Source organism: Nonomuraea sp. ZG12 (assembly GCF_052068115.1).
Lineage (GTDB): Bacteria > Actinomycetota > Actinomycetes > Streptosporangiales > Streptosporangiaceae > Nonomuraea.
On the sequence record NZ_JBQHCW010000029.1, the window covers coordinates 51386 to 65862 of the forward strand.

At 69.1% G+C, this 14477-nt stretch carries 12 protein-coding genes and 1 pseudogene; 3 read left to right on the forward strand and 10 right to left on the reverse strand.

The features are described 5' to 3' along the window. Positions 1-251: 251 nt before the first annotated feature. From rox to ACTMTF_RS42525, 6 genes and pseudogenes are all read right to left on the reverse strand, one after another. Positions 252-1676, reverse strand: coding sequence for a rifampin monooxygenase (gene rox / locus ACTMTF_RS42500; protein ID WP_441115829.1), 1425 nt, complete (start codon positions 1674-1676; stop codon positions 252-254). A 391-nt stretch (positions 1677-2067) separates the two neighbouring features. After that, a complete protein-coding gene (locus ACTMTF_RS42505) occupies positions 2068-2781 on the reverse strand; it encodes a LysR family transcriptional regulator substrate-binding protein (protein WP_441115768.1) in 714 nt (237 codons plus the stop codon). 49 nt (positions 2782-2830) lie between these two features. Beyond that, positions 2831-2926, reverse strand: a pseudogene (locus ACTMTF_RS42510) (helix-turn-helix domain-containing protein); the annotation flags it as partial. A 75-nt stretch (positions 2927-3001) separates the two neighbouring features. After that, positions 3002-3661 (reverse strand): response regulator, encoded by a 660-nt coding sequence (locus ACTMTF_RS42515; RefSeq protein ID WP_441115769.1) that lies wholly within the window; start codon positions 3659-3661, stop codon positions 3002-3004. Further along, entirely contained in the window at positions 3655-4731 is a 1077-nt protein-coding gene (locus ACTMTF_RS42520; protein ID WP_441115770.1) for a sensor histidine kinase, read from the reverse strand. Before ACTMTF_RS42520 ends, ACTMTF_RS42515 begins: the two co-directional genes overlap by 7 nt. A 1-nt stretch (position 4732) precedes the next feature. Then, a complete protein-coding gene (locus tag ACTMTF_RS42525) occupies positions 4733-6148 on the reverse strand; it encodes an alpha/beta fold hydrolase (RefSeq protein ID WP_441115771.1) in 1416 nt (471 codons plus the stop codon). 466 nt (positions 6149-6614) lie between these two features. Here ACTMTF_RS42525 and ACTMTF_RS42530 point away from each other — a divergent pair, with 466 nt between their 5' ends. Next, complete coding sequence (locus tag ACTMTF_RS42530; protein WP_441115772.1) at positions 6615-7307, forward strand: type 1 glutamine amidotransferase domain-containing protein; 693 nt, start codon at positions 6615-6617, stop codon at positions 7305-7307. A gap of 306 nt (positions 7308-7613) precedes the next feature. Here ACTMTF_RS42530 and ACTMTF_RS42535 read toward each other — a convergent pair whose 3' ends face one another. Further along, complete coding sequence (locus ACTMTF_RS42535; protein ID WP_441115773.1) at positions 7614-8006, reverse strand: GNAT family N-acetyltransferase; 393 nt, start codon at positions 8004-8006, stop codon at positions 7614-7616. 203 nt (positions 8007-8209) lie between these two features. After that, positions 8210-11548, reverse strand: a complete 3339-nt coding sequence (locus tag ACTMTF_RS42540; protein ID WP_441115774.1) for a S8 family peptidase — start codon at positions 11546-11548, stop codon at positions 8210-8212. Between the two features lie 91 nt (positions 11549-11639). On the opposite strand from ACTMTF_RS42540, the gene ACTMTF_RS42545 reads away from it, so the two are divergent. Then, positions 11640-12656 carry a TrmB family transcriptional regulator gene (locus ACTMTF_RS42545; RefSeq protein ID WP_441115775.1) on the forward strand — a complete coding sequence of 339 codons (1017 nt, stop codon included), beginning with the start codon at positions 11640-11642 and terminating at the stop codon, positions 12654-12656. A gap of 79 nt (positions 12657-12735) precedes the next feature. Here the strand turns inward: ACTMTF_RS42545 and ACTMTF_RS42550 are convergent, their stop codons facing one another. Together ACTMTF_RS42550 and ACTMTF_RS42555 are read right to left on the reverse strand one after the other, a co-directional pair. Then, positions 12736-13560 (reverse strand): alpha/beta fold hydrolase, encoded by an 825-nt coding sequence (locus tag ACTMTF_RS42550; protein ID WP_441115776.1) that lies wholly within the window; start codon positions 13558-13560, stop codon positions 12736-12738. Between the two features lie 161 nt (positions 13561-13721). Then, complete coding sequence (locus tag ACTMTF_RS42555; RefSeq protein ID WP_441115777.1) at positions 13722-14015, reverse strand: hypothetical protein; 294 nt, start codon at positions 14013-14015, stop codon at positions 13722-13724. A 36-nt stretch (positions 14016-14051) separates the two neighbouring features. Between ACTMTF_RS42555 and ACTMTF_RS42560 the strand changes: the two genes are divergently transcribed. Beyond that, entirely contained in the window at positions 14052-14420 is a 369-nt protein-coding gene (locus ACTMTF_RS42560; RefSeq protein ID WP_441115778.1) for a hypothetical protein, read from the forward strand. Positions 14421-14477 lie beyond the last annotated feature (57 nt).

Consider the following 14477-nt stretch of genomic DNA (forward strand, 5'->3'; position numbering starts at 1 on the left):
AGAGCTGCTCGGCAGGCCCGGGGGCTACCAGGCGCTCACCGCAGAGGACGAACGCGAGCAACTCGCCCCGTTGCCTGATGAGATCACCCGTGTTGAGAGGGTCACCGCGCCGAGATCCTTTTCCGGGACGCCGGGGCCGCCGGCAAGCCGCCTGGGGCAACTCATCCGACGCCGGCATGGCCGTTTTCGCCATGCCGGCGAGCGGTCGATGTCCGAGGGGAACGCCGACCGCTCCCGGCTCCTGGCGCCGATCAGTTGGCGGGCTTGCCGAACCAGCGGGAGAGGTGGTCGTCCAGGTCATGCTGATCGTCGCCGATCCAGGCGACGTGGCCGTCGGGGCGTAGCAGGACGCACGGGACATCCAGTTCCGCTGTGGGATCCGCGAGATAATCGACCCGGTCTGACCAGCCACCGACGGTCAGGCGTTCGGTGCGGTCCAGCAGCAGGCCGCGGCCGCGATGCAGCAGCTCGTAGAGGCGGCCCCGTTTCACGTCGATGTCGCGCAGGCGGCGGCCGAGGAGGTCGGGGCCTGCGCCGAAGTCGTAGCGGATGCCGATCGCGGTGATCTTCTCGATCAGATAGCGGTTCACCTCATCGAAGTCCATCAGTTCGGTGAGCAGTCTGCGCGCGGCCTGCGGGCCCGGTTCGGCGGACAGCAGTTCCGTCTGGGCGCGGGTGTTGTCCAGCACGTCCTCGGCGACCGGATGACGTTCGGCCTGGTAGGTGTCCAGCAGTGTTTCCGGCGCCCAGCCGCGGATCTGTGCGGCCAGTTTCCAGCCGAGGTTGAACGCGTCCTGAACGCCCAGGTTGAGGCCCTGTCCGCCGATGGGTGGATGAACGTGTGCCGCATCGCCGGCCAGCAGCACCCGCCCGACCCGATAACGTTCGGCCAGCCGGGTGGCATCCCCGAAACGCGACATCCAGCGCGGGGAGTGCACGCCGAAATCGGTGCCGGCGATGGTGCGCAACTGTCGTTTGAAATCCTCGAGGGTGGGCGGTTCCGCGCGGTCGCTTACTCCCGCGGCGGGGACCAGCACGCTGTAGATCCCTTCGCCGAAGGGCCGGAGCCAGAACGGCTGATGGGTCTCGCGGATCTCGGTCACCTTGGCGGCGATCTCCTCCTGCGGCACGCCCACTTCCATCTCGCCCATCAGCGTCTCGGTCCGTGAGGGCTCGCCGGGGAAGCCGACACCGAGCAGTTTACGGACCGTACTGCGCCCGCCGTCACAGCCGACGAGATAGCGCGAACGCAGCTGCTCCCCGTCGGCCAGCTCGACGGTCACACCCTCGTCGTCCTGCTCGACACCGGCGACCGCGCAACCGCGCCGGACCTGCGCACCCAGTTCGATCGCATGTTCTTCAAGCAGACGTTCGATGACCGGCTGCGGGATGCCCAGCAGATAGGCGTACGCGGAATCCAGGCCCTTGGGCGCGGGTTTGGGGATGGCGGCGAAGAACCCGGCGGCCGGACGCCGTCTTCCATGCTGAACAATGCGATCCAGCAGTCCGCGCATCGCCATCAGCTCGAGACTGCGAATATGCAGACCGACTATGCGGACGAACGACGCGGGCTCGGTTTCCTTCTCCAGAACGAGTACCCGTACATCGTGCAGCCGCAGTTCGGCGGCCAGCATCGCACCGGTCGGCCCGCACCCGGCAATGATCACATCGAAGATGAAGGGCGCGCGATCGGCGCCGGAGGCCGGCGACCAGAGAACTCCGGGGACGTCGCCCACCGTGGAGTCACGCTCGACCCTGTCGTTCGACGGCGGCTCGGCGGTGACCTGCTGAGAGTGCATAGGTGTTGCCTTTCGGGAGTGCCTTGTTGGCGAGGCGCTCCCGGCGACACCTACCTCAATCGCCCGACCGTGACAGGAAGGGGGAGCACCCACATCGATACAGCGTTCATGGGGCTCACCTCCTCGGGCGGTGTCACGGGCAACTGCAAGCTACAAGCCCGATCACCATCCCGTCCACTCCTTTCCCAGCCACATGATCACGACTCCGAACGGCCGGCTGGGCGGACCGACCCCACGGGCAGCCCAGCATCGGCGAGCGGATCGCGCATCACATCGTCGACGTCGTCGGCAGGACACCCTCGTCATCCGCGTTGCTCCGTGGTTCTGCGGTGATCCAGTTCCAGCTGGTGATCGTGGTGCGCATCAGCCGGGCGGCGGTCGACAGGTGGCTGTCGGCCGCCCAGTAGAGGGTGACCGTGCGACGGCAGTCGGGGCTGTCGACGGCGACCCAGGCGGCGGTGACCCGCGTGGAGCTACGCCGGGCAAAGGCGGGGACGAGGCCGATGCCCAGCCCCGCGCCGATCAGGTCGGCGATGGCGCTGGGTTCGTCGACCTCGCACACGATCTTCGGGGTGAGGCTTCGTGCGGCGAAGAGCCGATCGAGCAGCCTGCGTCGCCAGTGTCCCTTGCGGGCGCTGACGAAGGGCTGGCCGGCGAGTTCGTCGATGCTCACAGAGGTACGGCTCGCCAGCGGATGGCCGAGCGGCGTCGCCATCCCAACCGCGTCATCGAGCAGCTGAACCGCCGTCAAACCCGCTGCGGAAATGGGCTGGGAGGCGACACACAGGTCGACCTCCTGGGCTCGCAGATGGCGGGCCATCTCCTCGGCCAGCATCCAGCGGAGTTCGACCTCGATGTCGGGATGAGCGCGCTTGTAGGCCGCCAGCGGCCCGGTAAGGGTGAGGAAGGTTTCCGATGCCAGCCGTACGGTGCCCACCCCTTCGCTGATGGCGTCGGCGACGGCCCGCCGCCCCGCGTCCAACTCCCCCCAAGGAGCGTTCGACGTAACCGAGGAAGAGCTTGCCCGCGTCGTTCAACCGGAGCCGGCCGCTCCGATCGAACAGTGGCGTGCCCAGCTCGCCCTCCAACCGGGCGATGGTACGGCTCGGGGGGTCGTCAGCGCCCACCTGGTGGCGATCGCCGGCCAGTCTAGGGTCTGTTACGAAAGTCGATCGGGGCGGGCGCCCGAGACCGGCGGACGGTCAAGGTGCATCACGGGTGACGATGCCGTGTTCGTGGGCGTAGATCGCTGCTTGCACGCGGGTCCGGAGGCCGAGTTTGGTGAGGATCCGGTTGACGTGGGTTTTGACCGTGCCTTCCTCGATGGTGCAGGCGGCGGCTATCTCGCCGTTGCTCAGTCCTCGGGCCAGGAGGCGTAGCACGTGGTGTTCGCGCGGGGTCAGCAGGTCGAGTTCGGGGGTGGGAAGGCGTGGGGACAGCGCGGCGAAGCGGCTGATCAGGCGACCGGTGACCTGCGGGTCGATCAACCCCCTGCCCTGGTGCAGCTCGCGGACCGCCGTGACGAGCACGTCGGGGTCGCTGTCCTTCAGCAGGAAGCCGGCCGCTCCTGCGCGCAGCGCGCCGAACAGGTACTCGTCGAGGTCGAACGTGGTCAGGGCGAGCATGCGGGGGGCGGATTCGGCGGCGGCCAGGCGGCCGATGGCGGCGATGCCGTCCATGCCCGGCATGCGCAGGTCCATCACGACCACGTCCGGCCGCCGCCACAGCGCCTGGTGCACCGCTTCGGCGCCGTCGGCGGCCGTCGCGATCACGTCGATGTCGGGTTCACCGTCGAGGATGAGCTGCAGCGCCTCCCGAGCCGCCGCCTGATCGTCGGCGACCAGCACCCGGATCGTCACCACGCGTTCCCTTCTCTGGGCAGGTCGGCGCGGACCCGCCAACCGCCCGTTTCGGCCGGTCCCGCCGACAGTGTGCCGTCGAGCAGGCGCACCCGTTCCCGCATGCCGCGGATACCTTGGCCCTCGGCCTGGGCCGCCTGAGCCGGGGCGCCGTTGTCGAGTACCTCGATGCGCAGGCCGCGGTCGTTCTGCCGCAGGTGGACGGTCACCTTGGTCGCGGTCGAATGGCGTACGACGTTCGTCAGTGCTTCCTGGACGACCCGGTAGGCGGTGTGGTCGACGGCCGGCGGCAGGACGCCCTCCGTCCCCGAACGGCTCATGGTGATCGTGCGGTCGGCGGAGGTGAGCTGCCCGGCCAGCCGCTCCAGGTCGGCGGTGCCGGGCTGAAGGGCGGCCGGGTGCTCGCTGAGCGTCCGGAGTAGGTCGCGTACCTCCGTCAGCGCCGACAGCGACAGGTCCGAGATCGTTTCCAGGGCCCGCGTCGCCGAGGTGTCACCGCGTGTTCGCCTGGCCGCCGCCGCTTGTAGCCGGATCGCGGTCAGGTGGTGGCCGACGCTGTCGTGCACGTTCCTGGCCAGCCAGGTGCGCTCCTCGGCCAGGACGCGCTCCGCCTCAGCCCGCTGCAATCGCAGCGTCTGGTCGGCCCGATCCTGGTGCAGCCGCAGCGCGTAGCCGGTGGCCACGGGCGCGATGCTCATGATCACTATGCTGGTCGGCTCCGGGACGCCCTCGCCCCCCATCACCGCCAGGGTGCCGAGAACCCAGCACGAGGAGACCGACAGCACCAGGCCCGGACGCCGCGGCCGGTGGTAGACGGCCGCACAGAACAGGGCCATCGTGACCAGCATCCCCTCCCAGCGGTGCAGCTGCGCCATCCCGGCCAGCGCGATCACCGCAGACGTCACCGCGGCGGTCAACGGGAGCACCCGCCGTACGAGCAAGGGGAGGCTGACGCCGGCGCTGAAGCCGACAAGGAGCGGCACGTCGATCGGTACCGGCGCTTCCAGCGCCGTCAGCAGCACCGCGGCGGTCGCGGCGCCGGCGACGAGCAAGACCTCCCTCAGCCAGTGCATGTCACGACGATGCCGGACCACAGGTCGTGCCCTTGGGCGGGAGCTGCCCGGTGGTCAGGTAGCGGTGCACGTGGTCGCGGACGCAGGGGTTGCCGCTCCAGTAGAGCGCGTGACCGCCCTTGGCCGCCAGGTAGCGGGCGCCGCCGAGTTGCGCGGCGATCCGGCGTCCGTACGCGGGCGCCGCCGTGTCGTCGTACTCGCCATTGGCGATCAAGATCGACGGCAGGCCGCGTGGGCGAATCGGATGGGGCGGGTAGGACGTCTTCTTCGGGAGTCCGGTGCAGAGGCCGGCCATCGGCCAGGCCATGGTCCAGCCGATGCGCGGCGCGGTCTTTCTCAGCCGTGCCTCCATGGCCTTGACCTCACGGTATGCGGTCGGGAACGGGAAGTCGGCGCACATCGTGATCCTGCTGAGGTCCGGGTCGGGCGCCCCGGCGAACGGCTTGGCGAACCGGGTGGCGTCACCCGCGTCCGCCTCGGCCAGGGACTTGGCCACTTCGGGCCACGTCGCATCGAACGAGACAGTCGCGCGGGAGGCGATCAGGGCCGCGCCGGCCGTGGCACCTGCTCCGGCACCGGGCGCGGGAATGGGCCGCTTGGCGGCAAGGGCCATGACCTCGTCCCACACCTTGAGCACGTCGCGGCCGTGGAGCGCGCAACTCCGGTCGGTGGCGCACCACTCGGCGAAGCGGTGCAGGTTGTCCTCCTTGACCTTCGCTCTGGCCAGGACCCATTCATCCCACGACCGGTTGGTGTGGTCGATCGGACTATCCAGATACATGCGGCCGACGCGGGACGGGAAGTACTCGGCGTAGGCCACACCGAGGACGCCGCCGTAGGAGTTGCCGAAGTAGTTCAGCTTCCGCTCGCCCAGCGCCACCCGGACCGCCTCCAGGTCGCGGGCCCCTTGCCAGCTGTTCAGATTGCCCGCGAGCGGGCCGGCGGCTTCGGCGCATCCCTTGCCGAAGCGGTGGTTCTGCTTCGTGTACTGGGCGAAGGCGGCGCGGTTGGTGAACACCCACTCCCCGTTGGTGGGATACGGCGCCGGGTTGGGGCAGCGCACCTCGGTGCTCGCCTCGAACCCGCGCGGGTCGAAGAGCACCACGTCGAACCATTGGGTCAGGTCGGCGAAGGTGCCCTTCATCTGGCGCAGGATCGAGATCTGCTGGGCGGGACCGCCCATGTTGAGGACAAGCGTGCCCTTCCTGGTGGCCGGGTCACGCGCGGGAAGCTTGGCGAGCCCCAGCGTGATCTGCTTCCCTTTGGGAGCGGCCCAGTCGGCGGGCACGGTGATCCGGTCGCATTGCAGGCCGTCTCCGCAGTCCTGCCAGGCCAGCCCGATATCCGCCACCGCCGGCGTCCCCGCTGCTACGGGGAGCAGTATGGCGCCGAGCACGGCAATGATCGTCTTCTTCATGCCCCTCAGCCTCGCCGAGAGGCATGACGCCGGTCGTCCACCTTTCGATAGATCCTCACGCGTGCGCACCGGCGATCGCCTTCAAACCGCCTGCGCCTTCTCCCTTCATGGAGCATGGTGCCCTGCTGGGCGTAGTGCAGGTCGCGGCTCAGCGCGTGCAAGGACTCGCCCTTGTTGCGCTGGCGGCCGACCACTTGCCGACGATCAGCGAGGCGGTGGCCTGCCCGTGCCCGGGTGACCCGGGTCAGGTCCCGCATCCGGCGGGGTGAGGTCCTCGCAGGTGAAACGCCTGCTCACAGATCCGTTCTCCACGCACATGCGACCTCGCGGTGGACGACACGCGGCGGTCGTCCGGCTCCGCATCCTGGCCCCCCGGCCTGTGGCCTCGGTCACACCCGGACATAAGATGCTCACTGTAAGACCCGCACCAACCGCATCAGATGCACGACGGGGAGGCGGTTGCCCAATGGCGAAACTACTTTTCGTCATGACCGGAACGGCGTACTGGACGCTCAAGGACGGCACCAGGCACGCGACGGGATATTGGGCCGAGGAGTTCGCGGCCCCGTACAAGGCGCTCACCGACGCCGGGCACCAGATCGTGGTCGCCACCCCCAACGGAGTGGTCCCGACCGTGGACATGATGAGCCTGCGCCCCGAGCTGGCCGGCAGTCCTCAGATCGCGCTTGATCTGGAGGCGATCATCCGCTCAGCGGAGGTGATGCGGCGTCCGATCCGATTGGCGGACGCCCGCCTGGAGGATTACGACGCCGTCTACTTCCCGGGCGGCCACGGCCCCATGGAAGATCTGTGCGTCGACGCGGACGCCGGCCGGTTGCTGACCGAGGCGCTGGCCTCCGGCAAGCCCCTCGCCATCGTCTGCCATGCACCGGCCGCGATGCTGGCGACCAGGATCCACGGCGTATCGCCCTTCGCCGGCTACCGGGTCACCGCGTTCACCAACGAGGAGGAGAACGCGGTCGGGCTCGGCCAGAAGGCCCGCTGGCTGCTGGAGGACGAGCTCATCGACCTGGGCGTCGACTTCACCAAGGGCGAGATGTGGAAGCCGTACACGGTGGTTGACCGCACCCTGTTCACCGGCCAGAACCCCGCCTCGGCAGCCGTCCTGGCCGACCAGCTGCTCAAGGTCCTTCAGTGAGCTCGTCACAACCTGACGGCCCTGGTCGCCATGGCTTTTCCTGGACCGTCGCAGGCGACGCCATCGCGTGCTTCCTCCCGATCAGCGAGAGCTTTGTGGGACTCACGTTGCGGCCAGGGTTTGTTGGATCTGTGGGGTGATTTTGAGAAGGGAGCACCCCTTTACAATGTAGATTTAAAAGCGCCGTTCGATTGCCACATCGTCAGTGACCACCCGCCCGGCGCGGTCGGCGCCAATGACCGCAGGGCGGCCAGCGGCGGGAGGCCCGGGACCGGGCACTTCGCTGCGGCCCCCTCCGCGCCAAGCTCAGGCAAGCCGGCGGGCCATGCAGACGGCCATGGGATGGCCGGCGTAGGGACCGTACCCGTCGGTTCGTTCGTAGCCCTCACGCTCGTAAAATCGGATCGCGTCGGGCTGCTTGTCGCCGGTCGTCAGTTGCACAGTGTCGAGCCCGCGTCGGCGAGCGTGCTCCTCCAGGTTACGCAGGATGCTCGTGGCCACGTCTGTGCCGCGAGCCTGGGGCGTGACGTACATCCGCTTGATCTCGGCCGTGCCGTCGGGCAGCAGGCGCAGCGCGCCGCAGCCGGTCGCGTTGCCAGCGGTGTCGCGGGCGATGAGGTACACGTCGGCGTTCTCCGCGGTGGGCTTGTCGGTCTCCTGGTCCGGGATGCCGTAGCGGGCGGCCAGTTCCGCTTCCATCGCGCTACGCAGACGGTCTCCGTCGACACTGTCCCAAGGTTCCTCCGAGATAGTCAGCGTCATGACACTCCAATCAAGTCATCGTGGGAAGGGCGATCTCATGATCCTTCCTCACATCTATCCGCCGGATCACCGCGCCGTGCTCCTCCGACGTCGGAGACGGGACCCCGCCGCGCCCGGCAGGCGCGGCGGGGTCCCTGGATTCACTTGATCTCGTAGGCCCTGATGACGGTCTCGGTGAAAGAGTTGCCGCCGGTGTCGGCCGCCTTGACGCGCAAGGAGGCGAACTTGCCGTGCGTGCCGGCCGGATGGCGGGTCTCGGCGGCCCAGGCGCCCTTGCCGGAGCGGTGCACCAGCGTGGGCAGCCAGGTGCCGCCGTCGTCGTAGGAGATCTCCACGGTGAGCTTGCTGACCCTCAGGTCAGGTGAGCCCTCCTGGCGCTGGACCCGCAGCGGGATGCGCATATGGCCCACCTCCGCGCGGTTGTGGGCGTCCAGATCCGGGTTGATCTTGACGGCCATCAGCGGCAGCAACTGCCGCTTGCCCGCCTCGGGGGTCTTCGACCGGAACCGCCATTCGGCGCTGACCCGGGTGGACAGCTTCGTCGCGGCCGGGAGGCGGTCAGCGGTCATGGTGAGCCGGTAGTCGGCCGCCTTCCGGTCGACCGGCATCTGGAGGGTGGTGGACAGGTGATCGGCGGTGTAGATCTCCTTGCCGTCGCGGTAGAGCTTGGCCTGCGGGTTGCTGTAGTCGGCGAAGGAGTGGCGGTCGGGGTTGCCGTCCCCGAACAGCTCGGCGCTCACCTGCAGCCAGTTCTCATCACGCCAGGAGTAGTCGCCACCCGGGGTCAGCGAGGCCGCGAAGACACCGGTGTTCCAGCGATCGGAGGTCTTCTGTCCAGCGCGGTAGGTGATCGTCTTGTCGGCCCTGTGGAAGAAGAACTGGTCCAGGTCGTCCCACCCGATCGGCGGCACCTGGTACTGGACGAAGGACGGGTACCAGCTGGTGTCGCCGGGCGTGTAGTACTCGGTCCTGGTGAAGGGAAGCGAGAACCGGGACACCTCGCCGTAGGGCGTCCATGCCAGCTCCTTCCCGTACAGCACGGGCAGGGCGAAGTGCTCGCCCTGCTTCCCGTCCTGCTGCGTACCGTACGTGGAGGAGACCTTCGCGAGATCGCGGTGGCGCGGGCGGTAGCCGGGGTCGGCGGGGATGCGCGGCTCGGCCTTCATCAGGTGGTAGAAGTACGGGCTGTCGTCGTAGCCGCCATCACCCTTCGGCTTGGCCCACTGCGTCCACCTGTAGTAAGCGAACTGCTTGCTCACCGTTCGGGTCGTGGGGATGGCCTTGATGCCTTCGACGCGGTCGGCGCCCCGCATGCCGCGCAGGTCGACGTCCACGCCGAGCGGTTGCATACCGTCGACGAGCTGGAGCATGCCGAGCATGCCGAGCGCCAGCCGTGCCGTCGGCTCCTCCGTCCGTACGTCCACCTGTCCGGCCTCACGGGCGTCAGCGGTGAAGGTACGGTCGGCGTCGAGCGTGAACTCCGGGTCCGCGGCCATCACCACGGCGCCGTCCTGGTCGGCCATGAGGGTGACGACCGTGTAGCGGTGGCCCTTCAGCAACCTGAGATCCAGTGCGCCGCTGGAGATGTCGTAGTTGCGCTGTTCCTTGGCGTCGAGGTCGATGACCCCGGCGAAGGCCACCTGGGCGGGCTTGCCGTCCGAGCCGATGAAGCTCAGCTTGAGCGCGTGCTTCTCCGGCTCCACCCGCATGCCGATGCCGGTGCGCACGGAGACCTCGGCGTCGGTGGCGATGACCGTACCGCTGTACGTGCCGAGCGCGGTGGCCTCGGCGGTCACCTTGACCTGCGCGGTGCCGTGGGCGGGCACCTCCACCGTGGTGGCGCTGAGCTTGAACGGCGTCACCGGCTCGCCCTGGCCGTCCTTGGCCGTCACTCTCAGGTCCAGCCGGACGGCGGTGTCGCCGTCGTTGCGGTAGGTGAGCGTGCGCTCGCTGGGCGCGGGAACGGGCAGCTCGATGTCCCCCATGCTCAGCGAGGTGGGCTCGGCCGTGACCTGCTGGGTGACGGCGCGGGCGACGTCCACGCGGCCGGAGCCCTGGACGTAGGCGCCGAGCTCGTCGCCGGGGGCGGTGGAGGCCATCAGCGCCGCCTTGATCTGGCCGGCCTTCCAGTCGGGGTGCCGGCCGGCGACGATCGCCGCCGCTCCCGCCACGTGCGGGGTGGCCATGGACGTACCGCTCATGCGCGTGTGGAAGTCGTCCACCGGGGCGCCGGCGTAGGTGCCCGCGGCCCTGGCCGCGACGATGTCCACGCCGGGCGCGATCAGGTCGGGCTTGACCGCGGCGTCGCCGGCGCGCGGGCCGGTGCTGCTGAACCCGGCGACCGTGTCGGTCTCGTGCTGGGAGGCGCCGACCGACAGCGCGTGGTCCGCGCTGCTCGGCGAGCCGAGCGCTTGGGGGCCGTCGTTGCCCGACGCGATGACGAACAGCGTGCCGTACTGCTCCGACAGCGTGTTGACGGCCTGCTCCAGGGGGTCGATGCCGGGAGTGTCGAGGCTGCCGAGGCTGAGGTTCGCGACGCGGGCGCCGTTCTGCGCCGCCCAGGTCATGCCCTCGATGATGGCCGAGTCCGGGCAGTTTCCGCTCTGCTCGCAGATCTTGCCGATCAGCAGCCTCGCGTCGGGAGCGACGCCCTTGTGCTTGCCGCCCGAGGCGGCGCCGGATCCGGCGATCGTGGTGGCGACATGAGTGCCGTGGCCGTTGAGGTCGCGGACATCGGGCTCGAAGGTGAAGTTCTCCGTCTTGGTGACCAGGCCCTGCAGGTCGGGGTGGCCGGGGTCGTAGCCGGTGTCGAGCACCGCGACGGTGACGTCCTTGCCGGTGTGGCCCGCCGCCCATGCCTGGGGCGCGCCGATGCGCGGGACGCTGACGTCGAGGGAGATCTTGGCCTTGCCGTCCAGCCAGATCTTCTCGGGCGCGGTCGCCGATCTGGCCTCCGCGGTCAGGGATTTCCAGAGCGTGCCCGCGGCGGCGCGCGGCTCGCTCTGCGCCGTACCGTTGACCGCGGGCAGCGGACGCCCGCCCGCGACGCGCAGCGCGGCGGTGCCTGCGGGGTACGTCACGATCAGCGGGAGCGCCGGCGTGGTGGCGTCGTCGTAGCCGAGCGAGGCAAGCTGGGTGACGTTGAACAGCCGGGGGTCCAGCCGGCCCGCGGCCAGAAGGGGCATCGCATCGACGGGGACGATGCTGAGCCCTTCCTCGCCCCGGCGGTGGACGAAGTTGACCTTCTCCCTGCTGGGGCCCGGCTCGACGTCGAGCCGGGTCTGCTCGCCGGGGATCGGGCGGAGGGTGACCTTGTCCCCGGTGATGAGGGTGATCGTCTTAGGGGGGCCGGCAACCCCGGTGACCTGCCCTGTCCGGGAGGAGGCCGAGGGGGTGGGGGTGGGTGTCGCTTGGGCCGGTGTGGCGGCGGCCACCAGGGCCGCTATCACGACGCCGGTAAGAGCAGTTCTCTGAAGCACATCCCGATTTCTAATGGCTTGTTAATTTTGGTGACAAGGAGGTTCATGTGGCCTATTGCGGCAACTGCCGGAAGTGGCCAAGATCGTAGGCATGCTTGATGAGGGCCCGGCGCTGGCGGTGGTGGGGGTCAGCGCGTTCGACGAGCGGATCTACCGCGAGGTGCTGGCCTGCCCCGGTATCACCGTGCAGGAGCTCGTCATGCGGAGCGGGGAGAACCCGGGGCGCATCCAGACGTCACTGAGCAGACTGCGCGCCAGGGGCCTGGTCAGCCGCCTGTGGGGGCGGTCACCCCGCTGGACGGCGACGAACCCGGGGACCGCCATCCGCTCGCTGGTGCGCGGCCTGCAGAGCGACCTGGACCGGCTCACCGACACGGCCGACCAGTTGGAGGCGGCCTTCCGTACCGCCGGGCAGGATCTTGAGGAGGGTGGCCAGTTCGAGGTCCTGGCGGGGCCCGAGGAGCAGGCGCGCTGGTACGTCCGGCTGCAGCAGGAGGCCAAGGAGGAGGTGCTGACCTTCGACCGGCCTCCGTACGTGCTGGACTATCACAACCCGCTCCAGACCGCCCTGCTCCGCAAAGGCGTCCGTTATCGGACCATCTACGTGCCGGAGGCCTTCGATCACGCGGGAGCGCTGCAGGAGCTGGGCAGCCTGGTCAAGGCCGGCGAGGAGGCGCGGGTCCTGCCCGAACTGCCGTTCAAGATGGCGCTCGTCGACCGCTGGCGAGCGGTGATGCCGCTGCACATGGATCCACCGTTGACGCGCGGCGTGCTGATCAAGGGGTCCACCATGGTGGTGGCCCTGGTCGAGCTGTTCGAGCACCTGTGGAAGCAGGCGCTGCCGATGGGCTCTCAATCCACGCTCCCTGACGACGCGCCGGAGCCGGCCTCCGGCCCCGGCCGCGGCGAGGAGTGGGCGGAGCTCACCCAGGAGGATCGCCAACTCCTGACACTGCTCTCGGCCGGACTCAAGGACGACGCCATCGCCCGCCAACTCGGCACCAGCCCGCGCAGCCTCCGCCGCCGCCTGCGTCACCTCCTGGACGAACTGGACGCCGAGACCCGCTTTCAGGCAGGCGCCCAGGCCAGCCGCCGCGGCCTCATCTGACTTCCCCGCGAGACAGCGGCACCTTGTCCCGCCTCGTCGGCGAACCCGCCACCGAACCGATCGCCCGCCGCGCTGAACTTCACTGCCTAATGAACTCGAGCAGGTCGGCGTTGATCGTCTCGGCATGGGTGGTCGGCATGCCATGGGGGAAGCCTGTGTACGTCTTCAGCGTGCCGTTCCGCAGAAGCTCGGCCGACAGCGGAGCCGAGTTCTCGTAGGGAACGATCTGGTCGTCATCACCGTGCATGACCAGCGTCGGCACGGTGATCTTCTTGAGGTCCTCGGTGAAGTCGGTCTGCGAAAACGCCACGATACCGTCGTAATGGGCCTTCGCACTGCCCATCATGCCCTGCCGCCACCAGTTCTGGACGAGCGCCTCCGACAGCTCCGCACCCGGCCGGTTGAAACCGTAGAACGGGCCGGACGGGAGGGCCCGGTAGAACTCCGAGCGGTTGGCCGCGAGCTGGCTCTGCAGGTCGTCGAAGACACTCTTGGGCAGGCCACCGGGGTACGCGTCGGTCCGCACCATCAACGGCGGCACCGCGGCGAGGAGCGCCGCCTTGGCGACGCGCGACTCGCCGTGGCGGGCGAGGTAGCGCACGACCTCCCCGCCGCCGGTGGAGTGTCCGATGTGAACGGCGTCACGCAGATCAAGGTGCGCGGTGACGGCGGCCAGGTCGTCGGCGTAGTGGTCCATGTCGTGACCCTCGCTGACTTGAGCCGACCGGCCGTGCCCGCGGCGATCGTGGGCGATGACGCGGTAGCCGTTCAGCAGGAAGAACAGCATCTGGCTGTCCCAGTCGTCCGACGACAGAGGCCAGCCGTGGCTGAAGACGATCGGCTGCCCGCTCCCCCAGTCCTTGTAGAAGATCTCGGTACCGTCTTCGGTCGTGATCGTGGGCATGTGGGACTCCGTCCATGTATGCGAGGCAGTGCCCCGCCTGAGCTGCGACGGCTCCCGGAGGCAGGCCGGGACCGTCTTGGCTGACGACACCATCCTGATTCGGACCGTCACCGGGGCAGGTGCCGTCACATGACTGTCCCGCCATTGAAAGCCACATCCGGTCACTCCGAATCAAGCCACGCCGAACAGCCGGACACGTGAACCGATCCACCTGAGCAACCCGCCACGCGATCGGCCGCGGTGGCCGAGGCGCCGGCTTTCACACCGGCCGCCGCCTCGGCGCGCTTCTGGGCGCGATGTTCCTGTTCAACCTCGCCCGGTACGCCGCACTTCAGATCCTGGAAAGGGCGCCCACGATCGTTCCTCGCGACGTCCGCGCTGCTCGCGATTCTCAGCCGCGAGCACTTTCCTGGCAGCGAGCCGCCGCAGCGCGCATCGCTGCGCACCCAGTTCATGTCCGCGCTGGCCGGCCTTCGCTCACGGGACTACGCGTGGGCGTTCAGCTCGCGGGCGGTGATGTTCCTCGGTTACTTCGCCGTCTCCTCCTCATCTCATCGCTGATGGTCAGCGTGTCGGTCGCGCTGCCACTGCTTTCACCGACCTGGACCGTCCAGCTGGCCGGCGCCGCCATCGGCGGGGTGGGCTTCGGCGCCTATCTCTCAGTCGACCAGGCGCTGGTCACCCTGGTCCTGCCCGCGGCCGAGGACAGTGGGCGCGACCTCGGGCTCTTCCATATCGCGTTGAACGCGCCCCAGGTCGTGGCGCGCCGTTCGCGGGCTCGCGGATCGTCGCCAACCTCGGCGGCTATCCCGCCCTGTTCGTCGCCGGCGGCCTGCTCTCGCTCATCGGAGCGCTCATGATCCTGCAGGTGAAAAGCGTCCGGTAGAAGGGGCCGCCCTGGCTCGTCCGGACTGTCG

Excerpts from the sequence above, each read along its gene's own strand:
- ACTMTF_RS42550 (WP_441115776.1), bottom strand. The coding sequence starts at position 13,560 with ATGCCCACGATCACGACCGAAGACGGTACCGAGATCTTCTACAAGGAC.
- ACTMTF_RS42545 (WP_441115775.1), top strand. The coding sequence starts at position 11,640 with ATGCTTGATGAGGGCCCGGCGCTGGCGGTGGTGGGGGTCAGCGCGTTC.
- ACTMTF_RS42555 (WP_441115777.1), bottom strand. The coding sequence starts at position 14,015 with ATGAACTGGGTGCGCAGCGATGCGCGCTGCGGCGGCTCGCTGCCAGGA.
- ACTMTF_RS42535 (WP_441115773.1), bottom strand. The coding sequence starts at position 8,006 with ATGGAAGCGGAACTGGCCGCCCGCTACGGCATCCCGGACCAGGAGACC.
- ACTMTF_RS42530 (WP_441115772.1), top strand. The coding sequence starts at position 6,615 with ATGGCGAAACTACTTTTCGTCATGACCGGAACGGCGTACTGGACGCTC.
- ACTMTF_RS42525 (WP_441115771.1), bottom strand. The coding sequence starts at position 6,148 with ATGAAGAAGACGATCATTGCCGTGCTCGGCGCCATACTGCTCCCCGTA.
- ACTMTF_RS42520 (WP_441115770.1), bottom strand. The coding sequence starts at position 4,731 with ATGCACTGGCTGAGGGAGGTCTTGCTCGTCGCCGGCGCCGCGACCGCC.